The sequence below is a fragment of the Limihaloglobus sulfuriphilus genome, from assembly GCF_001999965.1.
GTDB lineage: Bacteria > Planctomycetota > Phycisphaerae > Sedimentisphaerales > Sedimentisphaeraceae > Limihaloglobus > Limihaloglobus sulfuriphilus.
In genome coordinates, this window is the sequence record NZ_CP019646.1 from 2,449,976 (window position 1) to 2,474,478 (window position 24,503).

At 49.3% G+C, this 24,503-nt stretch carries 22 protein-coding genes, 1 tRNA gene and 1 pseudogene; 12 read left to right on the top strand and 12 right to left on the bottom strand.

The window, feature by feature from the left end; translation table 11 throughout:
* Positions 1 to 14: 14 nt before the first annotated feature.
* A complete protein-coding gene (locus SMSP2_RS09360) occupies positions 15 to 704 on the top strand; it encodes a SanA/YdcF family protein (protein WP_222566316.1) in 690 nt (229 codons plus the stop codon).
* Positions 697 to 1,116, top strand: coding sequence for a VOC family protein (locus SMSP2_RS09365; protein ID WP_186804662.1), 420 nt, complete (start codon positions 697 to 699; stop codon positions 1,114 to 1,116). The genes SMSP2_RS09360 and SMSP2_RS09365 overlap by 8 nt, the downstream gene beginning before the upstream one ends.
* Before the next feature lie 50 nt (positions 1,117 to 1,166).
* On the opposite strand, the gene SMSP2_RS09370 is transcribed toward SMSP2_RS09365, so the two are convergent.
* The 4 genes from SMSP2_RS09370 to pgi all read right to left on the bottom strand — a co-directional run bounded on the left by SMSP2_RS09370 (position 1,167) and on the right by pgi (position 5,531).
* A complete protein-coding gene (locus tag SMSP2_RS09370; protein ID WP_146683695.1) occupies positions 1,167 to 2,033 on the bottom strand; it encodes a metallophosphoesterase family protein in 867 nt (288 codons plus the stop codon).
* Between the two features lie 2 nt (positions 2,034 to 2,035).
* Positions 2,036 to 2,824: a metallophosphoesterase gene (locus SMSP2_RS09375; protein WP_186804663.1), complete on the bottom strand. Its 789-nt coding sequence runs from the start codon at positions 2,822 to 2,824 to the stop codon at positions 2,036 to 2,038.
* Positions 2,825 to 2,862: 38 nt separating this feature from the next.
* Positions 2,863 to 3,738 (bottom strand): carboxylating nicotinate-nucleotide diphosphorylase, encoded by an 876-nt coding sequence (nadC, locus tag SMSP2_RS09380; protein ID WP_146683697.1) that lies wholly within the window; start codon positions 3,736 to 3,738, stop codon positions 2,863 to 2,865.
* A gap of 125 nt (positions 3,739 to 3,863) precedes the next feature.
* Positions 3,864 to 5,531, bottom strand: coding sequence for a glucose-6-phosphate isomerase (gene pgi, locus SMSP2_RS09385; RefSeq protein ID WP_146683698.1), 1,668 nt, complete (start codon positions 5,529 to 5,531; stop codon positions 3,864 to 3,866).
* A gap of 301 nt (positions 5,532 to 5,832) precedes the next feature.
* On the opposite strand from pgi, the gene SMSP2_RS09390 reads away from it, so the two are divergent.
* Positions 5,833 to 6,939 carry a M24 family metallopeptidase gene (locus SMSP2_RS09390; protein ID WP_146683699.1) on the top strand — a complete coding sequence of 369 codons (1,107 nt, stop codon included), beginning with the start codon at positions 5,833 to 5,835 and terminating at the stop codon, positions 6,937 to 6,939.
* A gap of 9 nt (positions 6,940 to 6,948) precedes the next feature.
* Here the strand turns inward: SMSP2_RS09390 and SMSP2_RS09395 are convergent, their stop codons facing one another.
* Positions 6,949 to 7,674 (bottom strand): hypothetical protein, encoded by a 726-nt coding sequence (locus tag SMSP2_RS09395; protein ID WP_146683700.1) that lies wholly within the window; start codon positions 7,672 to 7,674, stop codon positions 6,949 to 6,951.
* Positions 7,675 to 7,689: 15 nt separating this feature from the next.
* Entirely contained in the window at positions 7,690 to 8,199 is a 510-nt protein-coding gene (tadA, locus tag SMSP2_RS09400) for a tRNA adenosine(34) deaminase TadA (protein ID WP_146683701.1), read from the bottom strand.
* Positions 8,200 to 8,445: 246 nt separating this feature from the next.
* Between tadA and SMSP2_RS09405 the strand changes: the two genes are divergently transcribed.
* The 4 genes from SMSP2_RS09405 (at position 8,446) to SMSP2_RS09420 (ending at position 13,304) form a co-directional block, all read left to right on the top strand.
* Positions 8,446 to 9,408 carry a 3-keto-disaccharide hydrolase gene (locus tag SMSP2_RS09405; RefSeq protein ID WP_146683702.1) on the top strand — a complete coding sequence of 321 codons (963 nt, stop codon included), beginning with the start codon at positions 8,446 to 8,448 and terminating at the stop codon, positions 9,406 to 9,408.
* Positions 9,409 to 9,581: 173 nt separating this feature from the next.
* The gene (locus tag SMSP2_RS09410; RefSeq protein ID WP_186804664.1) at positions 9,582 to 10,784 is read left to right on the top strand and encodes a carbohydrate kinase family protein; all 1,203 of its coding nucleotides are present in this window, start codon (positions 9,582 to 9,584) and stop codon (positions 10,782 to 10,784) included.
* A gap of 523 nt (positions 10,785 to 11,307) precedes the next feature.
* Positions 11,308 to 12,381: a glycoside hydrolase family 172 protein gene (locus tag SMSP2_RS09415; RefSeq protein ID WP_146683704.1), complete on the top strand. Its 1,074-nt coding sequence runs from the start codon at positions 11,308 to 11,310 to the stop codon at positions 12,379 to 12,381.
* 50 nt (positions 12,382 to 12,431) lie between these two features.
* Positions 12,432 to 13,304 (top strand): DUF4405 domain-containing protein, encoded by an 873-nt coding sequence (locus SMSP2_RS09420; protein WP_146683705.1) that lies wholly within the window; start codon positions 12,432 to 12,434, stop codon positions 13,302 to 13,304.
* 94 nt (positions 13,305 to 13,398) lie between these two features.
* Here the strand turns inward: SMSP2_RS09420 and SMSP2_RS09425 are convergent, their stop codons facing one another.
* The gene (locus SMSP2_RS09425; RefSeq protein WP_146683706.1) at positions 13,399 to 15,030 is read right to left on the bottom strand and encodes an arylsulfatase; all 1,632 of its coding nucleotides are present in this window, start codon (positions 15,028 to 15,030) and stop codon (positions 13,399 to 13,401) included.
* A 262-nt stretch (positions 15,031 to 15,292) separates the two neighbouring features.
* On the opposite strand from SMSP2_RS09425, the gene SMSP2_RS09430 reads away from it, so the two are divergent.
* From SMSP2_RS09430 to SMSP2_RS09440, 3 genes are all read left to right on the top strand, one after another.
* Positions 15,293 to 15,377: transfer RNA gene (locus SMSP2_RS09430), tRNA-Leu, on the top strand.
* Positions 15,378 to 15,651: 274 nt separating this feature from the next.
* Positions 15,652 to 16,260 carry a nucleotidyltransferase domain-containing protein gene (locus SMSP2_RS09435; protein WP_146683707.1) on the top strand — a complete coding sequence of 203 codons (609 nt, stop codon included), beginning with the start codon at positions 15,652 to 15,654 and terminating at the stop codon, positions 16,258 to 16,260.
* A gap of 193 nt (positions 16,261 to 16,453) precedes the next feature.
* Positions 16,454 to 18,328, top strand: coding sequence for a peptidoglycan D,D-transpeptidase FtsI family protein (locus tag SMSP2_RS09440; RefSeq protein WP_146683708.1), 1,875 nt, complete (start codon positions 16,454 to 16,456; stop codon positions 18,326 to 18,328).
* A gap of 28 nt (positions 18,329 to 18,356) precedes the next feature.
* Here SMSP2_RS09440 and SMSP2_RS15275 read toward each other — a convergent pair whose 3' ends face one another.
* The 5 genes and pseudogenes from SMSP2_RS15275 to SMSP2_RS09460 all read right to left on the bottom strand — a co-directional run bounded on the left by SMSP2_RS15275 (position 18,357) and on the right by SMSP2_RS09460 (position 22,296).
* Positions 18,357 to 19,196, bottom strand: coding sequence for a bifunctional methionine sulfoxide reductase B/A protein (locus SMSP2_RS15275; RefSeq protein ID WP_418287779.1), 840 nt, complete (start codon positions 19,194 to 19,196; stop codon positions 18,357 to 18,359).
* Positions 19,197 to 19,262: 66 nt separating this feature from the next.
* Positions 19,263 to 19,703 (bottom strand): annotated as a pseudogene (locus SMSP2_RS15280) (CIA30 family protein); the annotation flags it as partial.
* 64 nt (positions 19,704 to 19,767) lie between these two features.
* On the bottom strand, positions 19,768 to 20,004 hold the full coding sequence (locus SMSP2_RS09450; protein ID WP_186804665.1) for a LapA family protein: 237 nt from the start codon (positions 20,002 to 20,004) through the stop codon (positions 19,768 to 19,770).
* Between the two features lie 7 nt (positions 20,005 to 20,011).
* Positions 20,012 to 20,500: a superoxide dismutase [Ni] gene (locus SMSP2_RS09455; RefSeq protein WP_146683711.1), complete on the bottom strand. Its 489-nt coding sequence runs from the start codon at positions 20,498 to 20,500 to the stop codon at positions 20,012 to 20,014.
* Positions 20,501 to 20,853: 353 nt separating this feature from the next.
* Entirely contained in the window at positions 20,854 to 22,296 is a 1,443-nt protein-coding gene (locus tag SMSP2_RS09460; RefSeq protein ID WP_186804666.1) for a DUF2961 domain-containing protein, read from the bottom strand.
* A gap of 326 nt (positions 22,297 to 22,622) precedes the next feature.
* On the opposite strand from SMSP2_RS09460, the gene SMSP2_RS09465 reads away from it, so the two are divergent.
* Both SMSP2_RS09465 and kamA read left to right on the top strand, forming a co-directional pair.
* Positions 22,623 to 23,168 carry a MarR family winged helix-turn-helix transcriptional regulator gene (locus tag SMSP2_RS09465; protein WP_186804667.1) on the top strand — a complete coding sequence of 182 codons (546 nt, stop codon included), beginning with the start codon at positions 22,623 to 22,625 and terminating at the stop codon, positions 23,166 to 23,168.
* A 21-nt stretch (positions 23,169 to 23,189) separates the two neighbouring features.
* Complete coding sequence (gene kamA / locus SMSP2_RS09470; RefSeq protein ID WP_146683714.1) at positions 23,190 to 24,497, top strand: lysine 2,3-aminomutase; 1,308 nt, start codon at positions 23,190 to 23,192, stop codon at positions 24,495 to 24,497.
* Positions 24,498 to 24,503: the final 6 nt, after the last annotated feature.

The following is a 24,503-nucleotide window of genomic DNA, read 5'->3' on the forward strand; positions in this document are numbered from 1 at the left end:
GCAGATTGTAAAGATTGAGCAGTGAAAAGCCGCAAAATTTCAAACGCCTTATTCTGGTTGAGATGGCTGTCCTGATTTTGATAGCCGCCGCCGCGGTGCTGAGCGTACTGCTGCTGGATATGTATGTCGGCTCATTCTCCGACAACCGCCTTTACACCTCTGCACAGAATGTACCGCCAAAACGCGCAGCCCTCGTGCTGGGAACAGTAAAAACCTTTCAGGGAAGGCCGAATCTGTTTTATGAATACCGGCTAAACGCGGCGGCGCAATTATGGAACGCGGGCAAGATTGACGCGATAGTGGTTTCCGGTGATAACTCCGAAAAACACTACGATGAGCCGACAAGCATGAAAAACGACCTGATAGAACGGGGAATACCCGCGGAGTTTATAACCGCCGATTACGCCGGATTTCGAACACTCGATTCGATAGTCCGCGCTTCTGAGATATTCGGTCTGGATGATTATATTATTGTATCCCAGAGGTTTCACTGTCAGCGGGCTTTGTATCTGGCATCGCAGAAAGGATATAAGGCTATCGGCTTTTGCGCTGATGATGTGCCAGGCACCGCCGGCAAAAAGCAGCGTCTAAGGGAAATCCTGGCAAGGACAAAAGCGGTGATGGATATACTTATTAACACAAAACCGAAATTTCTCGGCGAAAAAGAAACAGTCAAATACAGGCAAAGGAAAAAAAGTGATTAAAAATCTGGCTCATATCTGCATCACAACGGCGGACCTGGCGGCAACGGAGAACTTCTACTGCAGCGTACTCGGTCTAAAGAAACATTTTTCATTTATGCGGGATAACGAAGAATGCGGTTTTTATATCGCGGTTGGTGAAAACTCATATATTGAGTTTTTCAGTCAAAGCCCGGAAATGGCATCAAAGCCCAAAGAGTCCTCTGTATTTCAGCACATCTGCCTTGAGACAGACGAGATAGACGCGGTTATCAGCAGACTCAAAACTGAGGACATAGACGTTACCGAAAAAATGCTCGGAGCCGACAACAGCTGGCAATGCTGGCTTGAGGATCCAAACGGTCTGAAAATAGAAATCCATCAGTACACCGCCCAGAGCACGCAGATTACAGGTGCTGACTGCGAGCTGAAGTGATTTTGCTTACCTGCCGGAGCTTGAAAGGCAGAGACGGCGCAGTTGCTTAATCAATTTCCCCTGCCCAGATATCTCAGGCGGTAGGTAATTCTGCCCTTCGGGTCAATGTGGAAGAGTTTGAAAACGCTTTGCCTTCCCCAGAAATTCGCGACCGCTCCGGTCAGATACACGGGGACATCTCCAAAGTAGTGTTTTTCCTCGCGGTGGAAATGGCCGCCAATAACCGCGATAACGTTGGCTTGAGGTGAATTTATCGCGGCGGTGAACTTTTCTGCGGCCTCCTTTGGCCAGCCGTAATGGAATTTTCCGCCGTACAGGTCGGCTGCCGGCGATGAATGGATAAATATAACCGTTCTTTTGCCTTTTGAGGCTCTGATCAGGCGTTTCAATACACCAATCTGTTTGTCTATCACCTCGGCTGTGCCCTCTGCCAGCAGCTCACTGTTGAACATAATAAACCATACGCCGCCGTTTTCAAAGCCGTAATCCGCCCTGCCGAACGCTGATTCGTATTTGTCCAGAAGCTCTTCCGAATCCGGGCCGTAGAGGATATCGTGATTGCCGGGAAGAAAATGCACCGGCGGCTCAAGTTTGGCAAACATGGCGAGCGTTTTTTCTTCGGCATCCGCATCGCCTGTCTTTTCGTGCATGATATCGCCTGTTACCGCGACAAAATCCACATCTACCGGCAGCTCCTTGACATCGCCTATAATCATCTCGGTTGCCCCGTAGTGGTCTTCCAGGTCTCCGGGGTCATCAACACCCAGATGCGTATCAGTAATCTGTACGAAGTATATACTCTCATTTGCCGGCGGCGTATCACAGCTGACCTGCTGATAGCAGCAGCCGTTTAAAAACATCGCAGTTAAAACAATAAGCAGGGAAAAAGTCCGGTGAAAGTGTCTGTTGTCGCTCATTTTTATATCTCTATTACAGTAATCTCAGGCCGGCAAAGAAATCTAAAGTTTATCCAGAAAGTTCCTATGCCGGGATTTACATACATCGGTCCGCCGGGCGTCTCGAAAAGCCCCATATCATAGCCGGCCGTCCCCCAGGGCAGAGATATTGCCCCGCTGAATGGGATTCGCAGCTGTCCGCCGTGCGTGTGGCCGGCGAGAATCAGGTCAAAACGGTTTTTCAGGCTGTCGGCATACGCCGGATAATGGCAGAGCAGAATATTCAGCTTATCTTTTACAAGTGACGGCTCGGGCGAGTCTTCTTCTACGCCGTGGAATGCGACATCGCCAAGCAGCAGAGTCTCCTCTTCGAGGAAATACTGGCCGTGAGCCTCAAAATATTTCTTGAATGAGCCGACTTTCATTCCCGTCCAGTGGTCGTGGTTGCCCATGATCGCTATCAGCGGGAGTTTCACCTCACCGAGAATTTCAGTAACTTCCTCAAGATACTCCTGCTCTTCGACAAGGTCTCCGGTAAAACAGACATAATCTGCCTGGATGGAGTTGATGGTTTCTACCACACTCTCCAGATATCCCCTGTCGCCTTTGTAGTGAATATCTGTTATATGGATGATTTTGATGCCGGGGTTTGTTGCCACGGTGATATCTTTAAGCCTGACCCAGTGCGGCTCGAAGAAAAAACCGTAAAGGGATAAGACTATCAAAACCAAAACGGCAAGCGCAACAGTAATACGCACCGCCAGCAGGGCTTTTTTGAACGGGGTTCTTTTAATTTTATCGTTTTCTTTCAAGTTATTCAGATAAAAAATATTATAATTTTCCGCCGGCCCTACTTGTCAAGCCCGATATCAATCGATACCGCACTGTGTGTAACCGCACCGATTGAGATGCGGTCAACACCGGTTTCTGCCACATCTCTGAGTGTTGCAAGGGTAATCCCGCCGCTGGCTTCGAGCAGTGGTTTATGGCCGGGGTTTTCGTCTCTCATTTTTACCGCCTGCCTAAGCTGCGGGCAGGTCATGTTGTCCAGCAGGATTATATCCACTCCCGCGGCGCTTAGCACGATCGGCAGCTGGGTTTCGATATCGTCAACCTCTATGCATACAAATTTCAGGCCGCCGTGCTGGTGCGCTTTTTTGGCGAACTCCTCGAGCTCATCTTTGTGTTTTGCTCCCATGTGGGCGAAGTGGTTGTCCTTTAGCATGACACCATCACCAAGGTTGTACCTGTGGTTCATGCCGCCGCCGCACCGGACGGCGTATTTTTCGAGTTCACGCCAGCCGGGAGTTGTTTTTCGCGTATCAAGGATTTTCGCTTTTGTCCCCTGCACCTCTTTAACGTATTGAGCGGTTTTTGTCGCAACGCCGCTGAGACGCTGTAAGAAATTCAGCGCCACCCGCTCAGCACTGAGCATCTGACGCAGCGGCCCGTATATCTCGGCGATGACATCACCTCTGGAGATGCTTGCCGCATCCTGCGATACAACAATCAGCTCGAGACTCTCATCGTAGCGTTTGAGCACTTCGCGAACCACATCCATGCCGCAAACAACAAGCGGCTCACGCGCCACAAGTCGTGTGTGAGACTTAACGCCGGGTTCTACGGTCAACTCCGAAGTTGGGTCGCCCTGGCCGTAGTCTTCTTCGATAGCTAAATCTATAAGCCGGCTGATTTTGTTCATGTCTAAAGGTGCAATTTCGGGCATTTTGTTTCCTTGTTATGTGTTCGCGGCGGATAAAGCCGCAATAATATTGTAAGTTTTATCGCTACAGTAAATGAAGACAGACTGCAACACCTGTGTAATTATACTCAAAAGAGCGGTTTTTTGTTCTACTTATTCCGCATTTGCTTATAAGTGTTTATCAGTCCGTTGGTCGAACAGTCGTGTGTGTCTATTTCATTGTCCTGTGTCAATTCCGGCAGGATATTGCCCGCCAGCTGCTTGCCCAGCTCAACTCCCCACTGATCGAAACTGAAGATGTTCCATATCACGCCCTGGGTAAATATTTTATGTTCATACATCGCGATAAGCGAACCAAGCGTGCGGGGTGTTATCTTTTTTACCAGTATCGAATTTGTGGGTTTGTTCCCGGGGAATACCTTAAAAGGCAGCAGCGTTTTTATCTGCTCTTCTGTTTTGCCGGCATCAGTCAGCTCGCGGCGTACCTGTTCTTCGGTTTTGCCCATCATCAGTGCCTCTGTCTGGGCGAAGAAGTTTGCCAGAAGTTTCTGATGGTGGTCGCTTACGGGGTTGTGTGTCTGCGCCGGGGCGATAAAATCGCACGGTATAGGTTTTGTGCCCTGGTGTATAAGCTGATAGAAAGCGTGCTGGCCGTTTGTGCCGGGCTCACCCCATACTATCGGGCCGGTCTGGTAGTCAACACGGCTGCCGCTGCGGTCAACCTGTTTGCCGTTGCTCTCCATGTTGCCCTGCTGGAAATACGCCGCGAAACGGTGCATATACTGATCATAAGGCAGGATAGCTTCGGTTTCTGCGCCAAAGAAGTTGTTGTACCAGATGCCGATAAATGCCAGTATTGCCGGTATGTTTTCGCTCAGGGAGGTTTCGCGGAAATGCATGTCCATCGCGTGAGCGCCTTCGAGCAGCTCTATAAAGTTATCGTATCCGATGGTGCATACGATCGAAAGTCCGATTGCCGACCATAGCGAGTAGCGGCCGCCGACCCAATCCCAGAACACGAACATGTTTTCCGGGTCTATGCCGAACTTTTCGACCTCTTCCCTGTTGGTGGATACGGCGACAAAATGCTTGCTGACATCTGACTCGCCGTCGGTGTTTTTCAGAAACCAGCCGCGGGCGGTAAAGGCGTTTGTCATGGTTTCCTGGGTGGTGAAGGTCTTGGAGGCGATTATAAACAGCGTCGTCTCGGGGCAAACCTTTTTGAGAACCTCGCTTATGTGCGTGCCGTCAACATTGGAGACAAAATGAGGCGTGATATTGCCCCAGTAAGGCTTCAGGGCTTCGGTGACCATAAACGGGCCAAGGTCTGAGCCGCCGATGCCGATGTTTACAATATCGGTAATCGCTTTGCCCGTGCAGCCTCTCCAGTCGCCGCTGCTGAGCCTGTTGGAGAAGTCTTTCATCTGCTCAAGCACTGCGTTGATTTTGGGCATTACGTCCTCGCCGTCAACCATAACCGGCTTGTTGGAGCGGTTCCGCAGGGCTGTATGCAGAACGGCACGGTTTTCGGTTTCGTTGATCTTTTCGCCGGTAAACATCGCCTCGATACCGTCTTTGAGCCCGCATTCCTCGGCAAGCTCGAAAAGCAGCTCGAGGGTTTCATCGGTTATGATGTTTTTCGAATAATCAACGATCATATCCTCGAATTTAGACGAGAATTTGACAAATCTCTCCGGATCGTTCCGGAAAAGCTCCCTCATCTCGACACGGTCGGAATTAGCATCACTGAAAAGGGCGTAATGCTCTTGCAGTTTCTGCCAGGCTTTTGTCTTTGCGGGATTTATTTTCTTAAGCATATATTCCTCGTTTATAGTTCAGATAATATTTGTTTTAAGGTATATATCTTATATCTATGCAGTATTTTGCAAGCATAAACGGCATAAAATCGTTATTTTGCGGCACCGACTAAATAATATAGAATAAAATTCCGGCTGGATATTTATTTTTTATACGGTTTAATAATAAAGTCCGGTCTGCAGTGGGGCTGTCAGAGCCTGCCATTGAAGATACAAATAAGAACAAGACACAAGTTGTCCTGCCGCAGGCGTTTGTCCGCTAACGCATGAAACAGCTGAATTTATTATCTAAGGTGATTACATGACTATGGTTATAGACAAATTCGACAAGATCCTCAAAGACCGCTGCCGCAGCCTGGCAAAGGCTGTTTCGGCGAAGGGCTATGACGCTATGCTGCTGACAGCCGCGTCAAATGTCCGCTATTTTACCGGTTTCAGCGGGCATGACAGCTGGGCTTTGGTCGCCGGGCCCAGGGTGTATCTGGTAACGGACAGCAGATATACCGAACAGGCGCAGGGTGAGTGCCCGGCCTGTTCGATAATATGCCGAAAGGGCTCCATAATTGATGAAATAGCGAAGATTCTTGCCCGCTGCCGCAGCGTTGAATCGCTGGCGGTTGAAGAAGATATACCATTAAAGGCCTGCAACGGGCTGAAAAAGAAAACCAAAGTGCGTATCCGGCCGGTGAGCGGAGTTATCGAAAAACTGCGGATGATTAAGTCCGAGCCGGAGGTTGAGAGTATCGTGAAGGCCTCTGAGATAGCCGTTAAGGCGGTTTCTAATGCACTTAAAACAATAAGGGTCGGCATGGCGGAAAGTGAGCTTGCCGGACGGATAGAGTTTGAGATGCGGATTCTGGTCTCTTCTGCGTCTTTTGATACCATCGTTGCCTTCGGCGCCAACGGCTCACGCCCGCACCATTTCCCCGGGCAGACAAAACTGCGGAAAAACGATGTCATACTTATAGACTTCGGCGCTGTTTTTAACGGATATTGCAGCGACATGACAAGATGCTATGCGGTAGGACGGGTAAGCACTGAATATAGAAAGGCTTATGAAGCCGTTAAGTCCGCGCAGGCCGCCGGCATAGCCGCGATTGAAGCCGGTTTGAGCATGGAGGTTCCCGATTCCGCCGCACGCGAGCAGATCAAAACTGCCGGATTTCCCCAGTACGGTCACGGCACAGGCCACGGGCTGGGGCTGGACGTGCACGAGTTCCCCGCAATAACAAGGCTCTGCAAGCAGAAACTCGAAGCAGGACAGGTACTGACCGTAGAGCCGGGGATCTATCTTCCCGGACAGTTCGGCATACGAATAGAAGATGACATTCTCGTTACAGAAACCGGCTGCCGGGTACTGACGCGGGACGCAGACAAAAGCCCCGAGCTGGAGGTACTGGATATCTAAGCGGCGGCTTTACCAGTTGAGCCTTTTCCGGTAGCTGTAACAATGCCTTCCCATGACGTGCGAAAGCACAATTGATATGTAAATTATTGCGGGGTATAACGTTACCATTGCCGCCAGTGAACCCCGGTCAATGGCAAGCACAAACCATATTACCGCCCAGAAAGCGCCCGCAAAGAACGCAAACACCACCAGATATCCCGGCAGGGTTTTGATAATGTCCCAGAGAACCGCCAGCGGGTTTATGATTGTAACGTCTTCGTAGATGTAATACCGCATCAGCGTCATCGGCAAGAAGAAGCAGCCCGCGCCGACCAGTGCGTATGTCAATAAATCCGCCTGATGTTTGTTGTAGATAAACCAGCCGATTGCCGGCACAAACCAGACTACCAGGTAGAAAACGAAATACATGTACCTCGAAACAACCGACCATATCTCAAAATCCATACCCATAAGCTGATCGTTAGTATCCGGAGCCCGCACGCCGCCATTCGATGAATCCACAGCACAGATCTCCCAATACCATATCAGCCAGTAGGTTACAACAACACCAACTATCATAAAAGCAAAACCGATAAAGGGTATCCACGCCAGAAAACGGGCTAAGAAATTTAATCCTGTCAGCACCAGTACGATAACCAGATACTGTATTGCGCCGGCAGTGCTGAACGGATAGAGAAAGTAGTCAATAAAGCTGTGCCGCGGCGGATCGTTCGGGCTGTTTTCTGTATCCTGCATTTAAAACTCCTTTATTTAGACGCTGTTTTTCTCCTCTGCGATCTGTTTTCGCCGGTTTCTGAAAAAATCGCTGAGCATCATCGAGCATGGCTCTTCGAGTACGCCGGACTCTACTTCTACCCGGTGATTATGCCGCGGTTCTTCAAAGATGTTGTACAGGCTGCCGGCGGCGCCGGTCTTGGGGTCGGGGCAGGCAAAAACCACCCTGTCAATCCGCGAGAGGATCAAAGCGCCGGCGCACATCGTGCACGGCTCAAGGGTTACATACATCGTGCAGCCGTAAAGCCGCCAGCTGCCCACGTGCTCGGAGGCCTGTGTAAGGGCGATCATCTCGGCATGAGCGGTCGGATCCTGCAGCTGTTCACGCTGGTTCCAGCCGCGGGCGATTATCCGGCCGTTCTTGACGATAACCGCTCCGATAGGCACATCGCCCGCCTCAAGGGCAATCTGAGCCGCCTTGATCGCCTCCAGCATGAAATATTCATGCGTTTCGGTTGAGAGTGTTATGTTATCAGCATTATCCATTGTAATTAGCATTATACGCATATGCCGGATTTAAGAAAGCGATTTTAAAAACATTCAAATCATCATTGATATGCGGCAATTAATCTATACAATTGAGACTAAAGCAGTACAACAGCTTGATACAAAAGAAGCTGAGCATGACGCCGCGGCTTACCGCGGCATCTTATCATTTGACCGACGAATATGTCCGGCTTGAGCTGGAAAAATAATAAATGCAGAAAACTTATAAATTAAGGAGAAGTTCTTATGAAAGATAAATGTTTTTTGGTATTGGTCTTATCTGTGTTTCTTACCGGAATTGCGTTTGCTGATGACCCGTTTATCGGTGAATATGAGGGTCAAATCTGCGATAGCCCGGTAAAGGCCTGCGTTGTTGCCCGCGAAGGTTCACGGTACGATATAACTATTTTCTCGCTGGACAATTCACTTGTTCCGGGAGGCATCGAGCTTACTTCAGCGGTCTTCGGCGGTAATTTGTATATTATGGGTACTTCTGCCGGCAGAAACTGGACAGGAAGCATAGTAAAGGGCAAAATGAAACTTACTGCCAATTATTACAGCATCAATGGAGAGTTGGAAAAAATAGAAAGAGAATCTCCTACTCTCGGCCTGCAGCCCCCCAAAGATGCAATTGTACTCCTGCCGTATCAGCCGGGCAAAAAAAGCAGCCTCGAAAAATGGACAAACAAGGACTGGACACTGCTTGACGATGGCAGTGTGCAGGTCAAGCCGGGCAAAGGAACAAATACAACTCTTAAAGAATTCTCCAGCGTTAAACTTCATCTCGAGTTCAATCTGCCCCTTGAGCCGCATAATGCCGGCCAGAAACGGGCAAACAGCGGCGTTTTCTTCAACAAAGGCTCGTATGAGGTGCAGATTCTCGATTCATTCGGGCTTATCCCCAGCAATGGCGACTGCGGCTCGATTTACAGCATAAAACCGCCGATGGTAAACGCATCTCTGCCGCCGCAGCGCTGGCAGACTTATGATATTACCTTTATCGCACCCGAAACGGACAAAGACGGCAAAATCACCAAAAAGCCCAGGATCACTGTCCTGCACAACGGCATACTTATTCACGACGATGTAGAGATACCAAGGTCAACCATCAACCCCGATTTTGAGCAGAAAACCGCGGGGCCGATCTCTCTGCAAGACCATTCTAACCCTGTAAAATTCAGAAATATATGGGCAGTTGAGCTGGACTGACGGCCACATAATGCCGGTTAGCGGCAACTTTCTATTGAGTTCACTTTTGGTCCTTTTTTGAAAATTATCTGCTCGGAATTTTGTAAATGGGCAATTGCCGCTTTTCAAATATTTCTGTGCCGGTAGAATATCTTTTTATTTGCCGTTGATAATCCATAATGAAAGGAAATAAGATGAACAAGCAATATGACGTAATGATAGCCGGCCACCTATGCCTGGATATAATACCCCTTTTCCCTGATACGGGAATACGTGACATCTCGGAAATACTGCGGCCGGGCAAGCTGGTCAACGTTGAGAACGCCAAGATAAGCACTGGCGGCCCGGTATCCAACACCGGCCTTAATATGAAAAAGCTGGGTATGAACGTATGTTTCTGCTCGTGTGTCGGCGATGACCAGTTCGGCAAAATCGCCCTGGACATGCTCAGCCACAGCGGCAACGCTGACGGCATAAAGGTTCTCGAAGGCAAAGCCAGCTCATATACAATCGTTGTGGCTCCTCCCGGGATCGACCGGATATTTCTGCATAACCCCGGCACAAACGATATTTTCTGCGCTGACGATCTCAACACAGATTTGATAAAACAGAGCAGGCACTTTCATCTGGGCTATCCCCCGCTGATGGAAAAGATGTACACAAACGAGGGCAAGGAGCTTGCAAAGATTTTCCGTATCGCCAAGGAATGCGGTGCTACAACCTCCTGTGACATGACCCTGCCCGACCCCGCATCGGCTTCCGGCAAAGCCCCGTGGCGTAAGATTCTCGAAAACATTCTGCCCTATGTAGATATTCACGTACCTTCAATAGAGGAAACATTTTACATGCTTTATCCCGAGAAATTCCTCGAGATGAAGAAGCAGCACAACAACGCCGAGCTGATAGACTTTATCAGCCCCGAACAATATGCCGCGATAGCCGATGAGATACTGGCTATGGGAGCCAAAATGACAACGCTCAAGAGCGGCCACAGAGGCTTTTACATAAAGACCGCATCAAAGGACAAATTCGCCGGCCTTGGCGCCGCCAAACCTGCCGACGCTGACAACTGGGCAGACCGTGAGCTCTGGTCGCCGGCATACACAGTAGAAAAATTCGGCTCTGCCACCGGCTCGGGCGATTCCTCTATCGCAGGCCTGCTAAGCGGTTACCTCAAAGGGCTGACTATCGAGCAGTCACTCAAATACGCGGTCTGCCTGGGTTATCAGAACGTATGTGTGCTCGATGCGGTTTCTGGCATAAAGGACTGGGAGACATCGACTTCCATGATAAAAGCCGGTATGCCCCTGATAGATACCCATATTGATTCCCAGGGCTGGAAATACCATGACAGCCTCACCCTGTGGGCGGGCCCGGGCGATATGCTCAACAAATAAATAACAGCGGCTGAAACTTTAGCTCTTTGGAGTGTGGCGGCATAAGAACAGGTAGAGACGCAATGTTTGCGTCTCTCAACTTCATGCTGTGAACAGACTTAAAAACCGAGAGTAAGGTCAAAGAGCCGCATGCAATGCGGCTCTACCTGTGACAAATGACGTGTGCGGCAAAATTTCGTAGAGACGCAATGCTTGCGTCTCTCAACTTTATGTGGCGAATGGATTTAAAAACCGCGTTCAATCCGATACTGCGCCGGGAATAATTGAGAGCCGCATGCAATGCGGCTCTACCGGCAGCTTAAATATGCCTTTATACAAAAGACCGTGAAAATCATCTGTCTTTAAAAACACAGACACACAAACACTGCTGTTGAAAGGTTTAGTAGAGCCGGTAATTAAACCACAAATAAATATCACATATTGGTACTGGAATCATAAAGTTTTCATTTGCAATGCGTCTGTTTATAGTTTATAACCAGTTTGTTCATGTTGATTTGCGTTAATCAAAAAAAGAGGTTTATAAATGTTAAATGGACTCTCAGATATTTACCGCTTTCATGAAGCCCGGTCACGCTCCATCTCCGCAGAAAACCCCGACGGCCGCAAGGGCGGCGGAGGCATGGCTGATAAAAGTACCACCCTTCAGCCCGCGGCAGTAAACTGTTTCAAAGAGCTTGGAAAGGGCTGGAAGTGCAGCCCCTCGAGGCCGGTCAAAGCGGGAGAAATTCTCGAGCTGATGAATACCGACGGCCCCGGCATAATCAGGCATATATGGATTACTCTCGATAAGAAGTTCTACAGGGACGTTATTATCCGGATTTACTGGGACAGTCAGGAAAACCCCTCTGTTGAGGCGCCGGTTGGCGATCTGTTCTGCTGCGGCTGGAATGAGCGGCAGAATATAAACGCCGTGCCGATAAATGTTAACCCCAGCGGCGGCATGAACATATTCTTCCCCATGCCGTTCAAAAAACACGCCCGGATTACCGTTGAGAATGATTCTCCAAATGAACTTGAGCATCTGTTTTACACGATAAACTACACAATCGAGCCGGTAGAAGATGACAGCCTCTACTTTCACGCGCTCTGGAGAAGGACCAATCCCCTTGAATACAAGAGCGATTATGTGATTCTGCCGGAAGTCAGCGGCAGAGGGCATTATGTCGGAACCTTTATGAGCTGGCAGCAGAACAACGCCGGCTGGTGGGGCGAGGGTGAAATCAAGATGTTTCTCGATGATGACTCCCAGTATCCGACAATCTGCGGAACCGGAACAGAGGATTATTTTGGCGGCGCGTGGTGCTTTGACCCCGGAGACGGAGCAGAGGACTACTCCGCGCCATTCATGGGCTTTGGGCAGGTTCGCGGCAAATCCGGCGATCCGGGAGCAAGGATGGCAATGTACCGCTTCCATGTGCACGATCCGATATTTTTTAAATCCCGTATCAGGGCGACAATGCAGGCGATAGGCTGGCGCAGCGGGGGCAGATACCTGCCGCTGCAGGATGATATCTCCTCCGTGGCTTACTGGTATCAAGCGTTGCCGACGACTGAGTTTGAACCGCTGCCCGACAGAAATTACCGTGAGATAATATGATTATCCGCATTTGCCCATAATCAAAAAACAATTTATTAGAGGAGATAAAAATGGCTAACAGGCAGTCATTTCGCTTTCGTGCTTTTGTGTCAGTTTTGACGTTCTTTTTGTTTATAGGTTCTGCGGTTTCCGGGGTGATTTTATTTATCACTCCCACCGGACGGGTGGCAAACTGGACGGGCTGGGCTGTATGGGGTCTGGACAAGCACGAATGGGCCGCGCTGCATACGGATATCAGCACGGTATTTCTTATCGCCTGTGTAGTGCATACCTGGCTGAACTTCAAACCGATGGTCTCTTATTTTGTCGGCAAGATCAACGCCGCCCGCAGATTGCGCCTGGAGTGGATCGCGGCTCTGATAGTATGTATCATCGTGTGCTGGGGCTCTATCATGCCTTTTACCCCGTTCAGCTCGCTGCAAAGACTGAATGAAGACATCAAGGCCGGCTGGTCAAATCGGCAGACAGAACGCCCGCCGGTGCCCCATGCCGAGATGTTCAGCATCGAAAGGATCGCCGAACAGCAGGAAACCGCCGTCGAGACGGTCATAGAAAATCTCGCCGCGTGGGGAATCGAAGCTGATGCAGGCGACATACTCGGAGCTATCGCGGAAAAAACAGGTTATACGCCTCAGGAGCTGTTCGGAATTGCATCCGGTGAAACGCCGCAGGCTCAGCAAGGCGGCAGACGGGGTTCGGGCAGTTCCTCCGGCTCGGGCAGTTCTTCCGGTTCGGGCAGCGGCTTCGGCCAGAAAACACTCTCACAGGCCTGCCGCGAGCTGGGGGTTGATGTCAATGCCGCGGTTGAATTTCTCCGGCAAAACGGTATAGAAGCCGATTCCGGACAGACAATGCGTCAGATTGCTGACGGTAACAATATCCGCCCCGGTGACTTGCGCCAGTATCTGGAATCCGTGCCTTAAAATTCAACTTCCCATGAACCACAATCATTAACTGCTGTAACTTCATTTAAGCTGATAAGCCCTTTAGCAACGCAGGGTTGACGGGATATCAGGGCTAACCGGAATCTGCAAGGTCATTTTCGAACTGCTTAACCGTCTCTTCCCACAGTTTTTTCAGCTGCTGAACCTTTTCGGGGTATTTGGCGGCAAGGTCATTCATTTCGCAGCGGTCCTTTTTGATGTTGTAAAGCTGCCATTTCTGTTCGGGGCCGCCGGTACCGTATCCGGCAGTGAGTTTCCAGTCGCCTTTTCTGATCGCCCGGTTTCCCTCATGCGCCCACCATAGATATTCGTGTTTTACTGTGTTGTCTTTGGCGAATGCCGGCAGCAGGCTCATTCCCGGCCTGGCCGGAGCATTTTCCTGAAGTTCAACTCCGGCGGCATCGAGTGCCGTTGGGACAAAGTCTATGAAATGCCCCGGGTTATGGCGCAGCCGGCCCTTGTCTTTTATCCCCCGCGGCCAGTGGACGATGCAAGGTGAGGATATGCCGCCTTCGTGGTTCCAGTATTTGTGCAGCCTGAAAGGAGTGTTTGCGGCGGTTGACCAGCCCGGCCCCAGGCACATGAACGTTGCGGCGGAGCCTTTGGGGGCGTTCTTGTCGTGCCCATCGCCCCGCATATACAGCTCAGCGCTGGCACCGTTGTCGCTGACGAAGATTATAAGGGTGTTTTCGTATTCTCCCATCTCCTTGAGCTGTGCGATAATACGGCCGATTTCTGCATCCATCCGCGTTATCATCGCGGCGTGGATCTCCATTTTCTCGGCCTGGAATTTTTTCTGCTCCTCGCTGAGCTTATCCCACGCAACCGCGTGCCCTTCTTCACCCTCGCCGAGATATTCGGTGAGTTCATCCGGTTTTAGGTTCCAGCTCGGCGCAATCTCGTCTTCACGTTTTGAAAGGGCGCAATCGACAATCCCCATCTTTTTCATGCGCTGCCAACGTTGCTGCCGGATCAGGTCCCAGCCCCGGGAATACTCGCCGCGGTAGGCGTCTATGTCCTCCTGGAGTGCGTGTAGGGGCCAGTGAGGCGAATAAAACGCTGTGAACTGGAAGAATGGAGTATCCGGCGTGTTCTGTTGGTGCAGTTTCAGGCACGCGATGGTGTGGTCGGCTATGGCGGTCGTAGAGTAGTAGGGCTCTCCGGGCTTTACCGGCGATTTGATGCCGTCTTCCTGCCAGGTTTTTGAGTCGAAGAAGCGGTCCCAGTCGCATCCGTGCTGGTGCCTGCCCCAGGAGCGGTCAAAACCGGCTTCGATCGGTGTTCCGTCAATGTGCCATTTGCCGCTGTGGTAGGATTTGTAGCCGGCGGGTTTGAGCATCTCCGGCAGCAGTTTCGCCCAACCGGGCCGATCTCCCATCTCTATCCTGTCTTTGATCTTGTCCCGGCGGATTTGCTGCGCGTAGTAGCCGCTGAGAATACACGCCCGCGACGGCCAGCACCTGCCGGTCGAGTAGAGCTGTGTGAAGCGAAGCCCGTTTTCTGCGAGTTTCGCCAGATTTGGGGTTTTTATCTCTCCGCCATAGCATTGAGAATCCGAATATCCCATGTCATCAGCGAGTATGAGCAGAATATTTGGTTTTCCGGCTGTTGTGTTTCTGGATGACAGGCCCATTGCCTGCGGTATTGCAGAAGCGGCAAGCCCCGCGGCTGAGATACGAACAAAATCGCGACGTGTGATCTTCATTTTTAGCTCCGAAAAATTACATAAAACGATTTAATGTCAATATACATCAAACGGGCCGTTTAGTCAAATGTGTATAGATGTAAAATACCCTGCAAGAGTACAGCCGCAAACTGAGGAGTTTTTAAGAAAATTCATGAGCAGGATTCTCTACTCATAATCTCAACAGCAAGCACACCGCCGTAAAAAAATGTCACACAATATTGATTTGGCTTAAATTTATATTTGAAAAGAATCTAAGGGTTATTATAATTTCGCTTTACACGGCTGAGTGGCGGAATTGGCAGACGCTGGGGATTTAAAATCCCTTGTCCGTAATGGACGTGTGGGTTCGAGTCCCACCTCGGCTACTGGGTTTTTGATAGCTACAGCGGGGGTTTGTCACAAAACTCATCACAAAAGATCTGATTCCATTTACCATGTTTTGTTATTATCGTCTAATAAAACACATTATTTCTTTAGGGATTTCAGCAATGAGCAAAAGAGAAGCAAACGCAAACATTACCAACACTCCAAAACTACGCATGAACAGTTTATTCGAGTCAAAATAACTGAAACAAAAAATTTTGACTGGCCAAAAAAACAATTGCAATTGAACCTTTATTAGGTAAAATTAAACCCAATATGAGTACAGTAAGTAACAATAACGTGATATCGAGGCTTTTTGGTAAGACCAGACAAGCAGTCTTGGCATTATTTTTCACCCACCCTGACGAATCTTATTATTTTCGCCAGGTAGTAAAGATCACCGGCATGGGAAATGGTGCGATTCAAAGAGAACTGAAGCAACTTAGTGATGTTGGAATATTAAACAAGAAAACTATGGGACGTCAAGTTTTTTATAATGCAAACACCGAGTGTCCAATTTTTGAAGAACTTTCAGGAATGATTCTCAAGACCTCTGGAGTGGTTGATGTTATTCGAAAAGCCTTAGCTTTTAAAGCTGAAAAAATCAATATAGCTTTTATCTATGGAAGTCTGGCCAGCGGCAAAGTAAGCTCTCAAAGTGACATTGATTTGATGGTTGCCGGTTCAGTCACTTTTTCAGAAGTTGTTGATTTATTGATGGATGTTCAAGCTGAACTTGCTCGAGAAATAAATCCATCAGTTTACTCATTAGAGGAGTTTATTAGAAAAATCTCTGAAAAACATCATTTTTTAACTACCGTATTAAAAAGTCCTAAAATTTTTATTATAGGAGATGACAGTGAGCTTAGAAAACTGGTTAAATAATAACTGGCTTGTTAAACATGAAAGCAGCCGTGAAGAAATTTCGAATTTGTTCGGTCTGGCTGAACGAGATTTGAAAGATGCTCAAACAACAACTATTTCACCATGACCCCTGAATACTGTTCATACCTGAAATGTTGCGAACTTTTTTGTCATTGACTGTGGATTTTTATCCGGCGGTTGTTAAAATTCTGGCATGAGGCTTAATAAGTTCGCCATAGCAGTTTTTGTTTTTCTCTTCGCCGGCTTTGTCGGTCTGGGTGTGCGTTGCTGGTATGTCCAGGTAAAAAACCACGATTACTATACCCGGCAGGCACAGCAGACACAGAGGGCTGTCGTAACCCTGCCGGCGCAGAGGGGCGTTATAGCCGACGCTCAGGGACACTGCGTAGCCCGCAGCAAGCTCGAGTACGATATCTTTCTCGACACCGAATCCCTGCTTAACCCTACTCCTGAAAAGCTCTTCCGTGATCCTAAGATTCACTACAAGGACGCGGCACTGGCGCTGTCTTACATATTCGATGTGCCGGCCCACGAGATATGCATGTTGATTACCGAAGCGAGCAGCTGGGAAGAGGGCCGCCGGCATGTTCTGTTCAAAAGAGGCATCACCACCGAACAGGTCAACCAGTTTCGTGAGATGCAGTCTTCTCCGGGCTCTATCAGGATTCCCGGAAGAGGTGAGCTTGAACTGCCGCCGCGAACGCTTTACGGCGTGGCGATGGAGTCACGCTGGAAACGCGAGTATCCCGCTTCAAGGCTTTTCTGTCATACAGTCGGTTTTCTTGCGTATGAGAAGAAAAACAGCTACGGTCTGGAAAAGTGGTATTACGACACTCTCGAGGGCGTTGACGGCAGCGAGACGTTTATCGTCGATACAACCCGCAAGCCGCTGTTTACCGTTGAGCAGCAGCCGCCGGAGATGGGTTCCAACCTCATACTCACTGTCGATATGACGATACAGAAATTTGCCCGCGACGCTCTGATAAGGCGTGTGAAAGAATACAAAGCCGAGTCGGGCGTGGCGGTTGTGATGGAGCCTGCCACAGGAGCTGTCAGGGGTATAGTGAGCTATCCGGATTATGACCCGCTCGATATAACAAACGCCAACAATACCGATATGAAAAACCGCGCGATTACCGATCCGTATGAGCCGGGAAGTATTTTCAAGCCGATATTCACCGCTGTCAGCATGGATAACGGCGTTGTCACCCCTAACACTGTAATATACTGTGAAAACGGCAGTTACAGCGGAAAAGGCTTCGGGAGAATCGGCGAGTACAACAACAAACGCTACGGCAATATGACACCAAAATCCATACTGGTTAACTCCAGTAACATCGGCATGGCCAAGATGGGCCAGATGATGGAGCGTAAATGCGGCCGGCAGAAGATGTATGAATCGCTCAAGCTCTTCGGCTTCGGGCAGATTACAGGCATTGACCTGCCCGATGAGAGCGCCGGCAGGCTTTGGCCGGCAGAAGGTATCAAAACCGCGGACGGCAAGGTCGTTGGCAAATGGACCGGCTACAGTGTGACACGAATCCCGTTTGGGCAGGAGATATCAGTTACGGCGATCCAGATTGCCCGGGCGTACTGCATTCTGGCAAACGGCGGGCGGCCGGTACTGCCGCACGTTGTTCACGCCACATTTGACATAAACCAGGGGGTAGTCGATGAATTCAACCATTTTGACAACCCCGCGCAGATAATCTCGGAAAAAACCGCCAACTGGATTGTTCGTGATGCTCTCAGGAGCGTGGTAACCGACGGCAGCGGAAACAGGGCAGACCTGGAAGGCTACGAGGTCTTCGGGAAAACGGGTACAGCAAATATCGCTGTCGGCGGCGGTTTTGATGAGCGCAGCTATGTTGCCTCTTTCGTTGGCGGAGCTCCGGCAAGCAAACCCGAACTGATCGTGCTGGTGAGTATAAGAAGGCCCGACAGGAGCCTGGGCAAAGGCTATTCCGGCGGCGTGGTGGCCTCACCGGTGGTTGCGGAGATCTTGAAAAAATCTCTCGATTACCAGAGAAATCTCGACAAAAGAATCATAGACTCTTCTGCGCAATAGAGTTACCCCCACAAAACAACCCGCTGCCCTATTGATCAAATATTATTCTGCGGCTGTGGCAATACGGCTGTTTACCGGTTTTCTCGTAGTAATCCTGGTGGTAATCTTCTGCTTCGTAAAATTCGCCGGCCTCTTCTAAGCTGGTCTTCACATCGTATCCCATGCTTTTGAGCCGGTCAATCAGTTTTTGAGCGGTCTGTTTCTGTGTCTGGTCAGTGTAGAAAACTGCCGAGCGGTACTGCTCTCCGATATCGGGCCCCTGGCGGTTGAGCTGAGTAAAATCGTGTATCTCAAAAAACAGCTTCGCCAGCTGTTCATAGCCGGTCTTGTCCGGGTCATATTCCACAAGCAGCGCTTCGGCATGGCCGGTGTCTTCATAGCACACCTGCTTATAGGTCGGATTCTCGACATTGCCGCCGATATAGCCGACGGTGGTTGAGATAACGCCGTCCTGTTTCTTGAAATAATGCTCAACGCCCCAGAAACAGCCCGCGGCGAAGATCGCTCTGCCGGTAACCGGTTCAAAATCCATGCTCAAAGAGTTAACGCAGTAACGGGTATTTTTCTCGGTCAGACCCTCTCCGTTGAACACATGCCCCAGGTGTCCGCCGCAGTTGGCGCATAAAATTTCGGTTCTGACCCCGTCGGCGTCTCTCTTGCGTTTGACCGCCTCGGGAATGGAATCGTCGAAACTGGGCCAGCCGCACTCGGATTTGAATTTCGAGCCGGATTCAAACAGCTTCGCCCCGCACCTTCTGCATACATAGCAGCCGTCTTCAAAGTGCATATAAAACTTCCCGCTGAAAGGCCTTTCGGTGCCTTTGCCGATTATGATTCGTTCTTCTTCCGGAGTTAGTTTATTGTACATTCTATCCACGTAAAAACTTATTTCTTTTATTTCAATTTCCGGCTCGAAAGCCTCTTTAATTGCCACTATGGCGATTGTCTTGAGCTTTGCGGTATTGAGGCGGCTTTTCAGGAAATACGGCTCAAACTTCTCAAAAGCAAGCTCTACCGTCTGCCACTGACCGGTGGTTTTGAATTTTGCCTCGTAATACTGCCACGGCAGCCAGGTCGCCCTGCTGCGAAGGTGAACAGCGTAATCATGGCCGTCACCCTTTACCCGGATTCTCACGCCGGCGAAGCCGGAGGCATCGAAATACCTGCCCTTCTCAGCGATTTTCCGCCGCACCTGAATGAATCCGCCGTTGTTCTCGAGCGAGACCCTGCCGGTCATCTTGAGCGATGCCTCGTCTGCATCACGGCTCATCTGCATCCTGCCGGTGGAGAGACCGCCCATAACATCATCAGAGATAAATTCCCAGCCGCCAGAGCCGCCGCTGAAATCCTCTATTATCTTATCCTGCGCGGGCATTTTATTTTTCTCCGCGCTGCAGCCTGTTATTATTGACAGTATAAGCAGCAGCGAAAAGACTAAGCTATTTATCTTTTTTGTCTTCAATTGACTTGCTCCTGCCGCGGTTTACCTTCATCAAGGCGATTACACCGGCCGTGAATCCAAGCAGGAAAGTCAGCACAAGCAGAATAAACCGGGGCATCTGAAAGCTGACGAACAGAATTTTCGTTTCAACAGATGCTCTGTTCTGGAAGATGATAATTATCGCCAGAATCGCTATGACCGCCAGCACTACCGCTTTTATGTTTATATTTTTCATTTTGGCCTCATTCAGCTTTTTCGTTGTACAGATGACTGAAATCATGGAGCTGGCCGCGCAGTTTTGGAATCAACGTCAAATCGGTTGACTGCTTGGTCTGCATTGTGGTTACCAGCATCTCATGCAGCAGCGTAACCTGTTTTGTATAAAGCTCTTTCTGCGCATCGTTCTGGGCAGTCGAAACGGGCTTTATACGCTGTGCCATGAAATAATATGTTATTATTTCGCTCAACTGGGCGGCGTGGTCTTCTTTATTGGTAACCCAGCGGACAATCTGGTTCATGTCTTTCTCTTTTTTTGCCGAGAGCTCGTCTATCATCTTCATTGACTTCTCGATCGTGTCAATGTGCTCTGACATGATTTCAAACCTTGTGTCATCGCCGTAGATGCCGCACGGTATCTGGCAATGTGAATGTACGTAAGATGCGGCTAAAAATACTGCCGCAGCGCCGGCAACAAAATAGATCGTGTGTTTTCTTCTCAAAAATTTTCTCATCGTTAAGTCTCCTTTTTTAAATTGTTAATGTTTGTGTTATGATACCATAAAGATAGCAATATGTTCAAGATAAATCTGGTACTGTTATCAGATTGCGGAGATTATCGCCATTGGACGGCTGCATCTTTATTTCTTAAATGACTGCCAAACAGAGACTTAACACGCAAGGCCATAGCACCTCTAATTTCTGCGCAGCTGCACATAAAGCGAGTCACTGTTCATTTTATATTGGTGCAAAATAATACAAATGAATCCATGTCTGCTGCATCGCAGAAAGAGCTTGTCTCTGCAGAACCCAAAATCTGGTGCTGATTTTTCTTCAGCTTACTGACGTCACTGGAAAATCAGCAGCCCTATTGCTTTTTCTCCGCGACAATACAGTCAATACCGATTCCGTAGCCTGTCGAGGCGCCGTTTTTGCCTGTATTGCGCAATGTGAGCTTGTTTTTCCCAGCGGCGAGGTTCTGGTTTGGCAATATAAAGCCTCTTGTATGAAAACTCTCGGTGTAGAGGTCCATGGGCTTACCAGCCGCATTGCCGTTGACGTAAGCGGTGTATATGCCGTAATTGGTTGCCTTGGTCAGGTAGAAAGACAAGGTATATAAGCCGGCTTTTTCAACTTCAAATTCCAGCTCAAGTTCCTGGCCCGGCTCAGCAGTATCGCTTCTGACCTGTCTTGCGCCGCTCCACGGGCCGTATTGGATCTGGGCTTTACCGCCGCGAACTGTTATATTTTCCAGTAACGATTCGGCTTCAATGACATTATCAGGGTCATGACGGATGCGATCGTATGCCGGCGGCAGCGGCGGAAACGGCTTATGTATTTGCCGCTGGTACCAGAATGCAACAGAAGAGAAATCATCATCCCGCTCGCCGAAATGAGTTATCAGCTCACCCTTCTCGTCAAAGACCACACCTTTGTGCTCTATCTCAAACCGCAGCGATTTGTCAAACGATACCGGATCGGAAATATGCCAGCGGTAAGAACTTGTCCGCGAATCGGGGGCATTGTATTCAAACACACTCGTGCCGTACTCAGGATACGATGACAGGCGGACACCCCAGGCATCACAGAGGTAATCCTCGCTGCCGGTGCCCCTGAGAGACGGCTCTTTCTCGCCATCAATAAAAAAGAAGTCATCACCTTCACCCCACCATGACCCCTGTTTTTGATGAATATTGAGGAGCGTTCCGACATACTGGCCCTCGCCCTCGATATCCGCGACAACATAATTACCCGGGCGGGCAGGGTGTTCCTGTCGATACATCGCATGGAAGTAGGCCGCGTTGTCCGGCAGACTCGGTACCTGCTGCCAGTCAACATACCAGAAAAACGGCGATATTGCTTTGCGCCCCTCGTTGGTGATCGTTATACGTGCGGATTCGCGGAACGGCATCTTCCAGTAGCAGTTGCGTGCGCGGCCGTGCGAGCCTACATTTATCGGCTTGCTGTGCAGGTCACGTTCAAGACCAAACCCCACGCCGAAAAAATCACCCAGCGGGCACTCTACAGACGGGTGCTGCGAACCATCCCAATACATGCGTATCACAAGAAGCCGCGGGTGGAACAACTCGCCGATTACCATTGTTGACCAGATATGGTTTATAACGCCCGGACCCTGGAGATTCGCAATCTCAAGGGTCTGGCCGGGCTCAATAACCCGTGCGTCTTCGTTGGTATTTCTCCATTCTGCGGCGCTTGAAGATGAACGGTAAGTCCTGCCTGGAATGACTGCTGCCAAAGACGAAAGACTACCGCTCTCAGGCATGACTGTATGGGAAGAATCAATACGCATGCATCCTGAAAAGCCGATAATTAGACATGCTAAAAATGCCGCTGTGATTAAAAATGATCTGCTAAACATTGTCTATCCCTATACTTAACATTTATAAAAACAAAATTTGCCCTATATAGCCCGTTTAATTATTTAAGATACAAGACAAAAACCGCAGCTACCCGGACTTAGAAAATCTTTTTAAAATCTGCAATTGTAATTCTAACATGAAACTATCTTCTTTCAAGTTTCTAAATATGAATATGCTGCCTTAACAAAAAATTCTGGTTTAATGCTTGACAGGCGATTCCTTTCGTGATAGAATGTTTCGTACAGGAATCAATTCAATGCGAAAGTTTTTATTTAAAAATATATTAAACAACTCAGAAGAAGCGTCTTGTGAGTTTTTCGAAGAATGCCAGGTCCGGATTCTGATGTCTCTGCGTCGGATAATCCACGCGGTGGATATCCATTCGCGCAAGCTGAATCAGAATTACCAGATCACAGCGCCGCAGCTTATCTGCATCCACACGCTGGCAAGCGAGGGCAAGATGACCCAATCGGCCCTGTCTAAGTCCGTAAATCTAAGCGTAAGCACGATTAACGGCATAATTGACAGGCTTGAGAAGAAGGGTCTTGTTGCCCGCATCAGAGATACGGTTGACCGTCGCAAGGTATTTGTCAAACTTACGCAAGAGGGCCAAAGCCTTGCGGATTCGGCACCGTCTCTTATGCAGGAAAGTTTCTCTGACGCTCTTCGCAAACTGCCGGAACTTGAGCAGGCGGCTATCGCAATGTCGCTTGAGCGTGTTGTAGATTTAATGGAAGCCAAACAGTTTAAAAGCTCAGAGGCCGGCGAAACTGAAACACAATTATATCAAAAAAAAGGATAGTAAGCAATTATGGATAAAACAATGAAATTAAGCGAATCACAGCAAAGTATTATTGACAATATTGATGAACACACCACCAGCACGCACTGGCGTGACTGGAAATGGCAGATCAAACACTGTATTCATGACCTGGAGACGTTTCAGGAACTTCTGGGTATAGAACTGCCCGATCAGATGAAGGATGCGTTCAAACATACTGTGCAAAAGTTCCCCATGTCAATCACTCCGTATTATCTTTCACTGATAAATACAGATGATATCGAGAATGACCCTGTATTCAGGCAGTCGTTCCCGTCACCGCTGGAGATGATGATAACAAAATCAGACATGGCAGACCCTCTGCACGAGGACAAAGACAGCCCCGTACCGGGGATTACACACAGGTATCCTGACAGGGTGCTCTTCCTTGTGAGTAACATGTGTGCGATGTACTGCCGCCACTGTACGCGTAAACGCCAGGTCGGCGATGTTGACTCGATACCCGACAAGGAGCAGATGCTCAAGGGGATTGAGTACATAAAAAATACGCCTCAGGTGCGTGACGTTCTCTTGAGCGGCGGGGATCCGTTCCTGCTTTCAGACGAGAAACTTGACTGGATACTCGGTGAGCTTCGCAAGATTGATCACGTTGAGATTGTCAGAATCGGCACACGTACACCCGTGGTACTGCCTTACCGTATAACAGAGGATCTGGTTAAGGTGATCAGAAAACATCACCCCGTCTGGATTAACACACACTTTAACCATCCGCGTGAGATTACAAACTCCTCGAGAGCGGCACTTGCAAGGATGGCGGATGCCGGAATTCCTCTGGGCAACCAGTCCGTGCTTCTTGCCGGCGTAAATGACTGCCCGAGAATCATGAAGGCTCTCGTTCAAAAACTGGCTTATAACCGTGTCAGGCCGTACTATCTGTACCAATGCGACCTGTCGGAAGGCCTGACCCATTTCAGGACACCGGTAGGCAAGGGTATTGAGATACTTGAAGGCCTTATCGGCCATACAAGCGGATTCTGCGTACCGACCTATGTTATAGACGCACCGGGCGGCGGCGGAAAAATCCCCGTTATGCCAAACTACCTGATTTCATGGTCAACCAACAAGGTTGTACTGCGAAACTATGAAGGCGTTATTACAACTTACAAAGAACCCGATTCTTATGAACCGATCTTCTGCGACAGAAACTGTGAGAAATGCGACCTACAGCTCGAGCTGGGCGATGCCAGTGAGTTCAAGTCCGTCGGCATAGAGAAACTGCTTGGCGACCACGACAAAACTATATCCCTTGTACCCGAATCAAATGACAGATATGACCGCAGAAACGACTAATCAGCT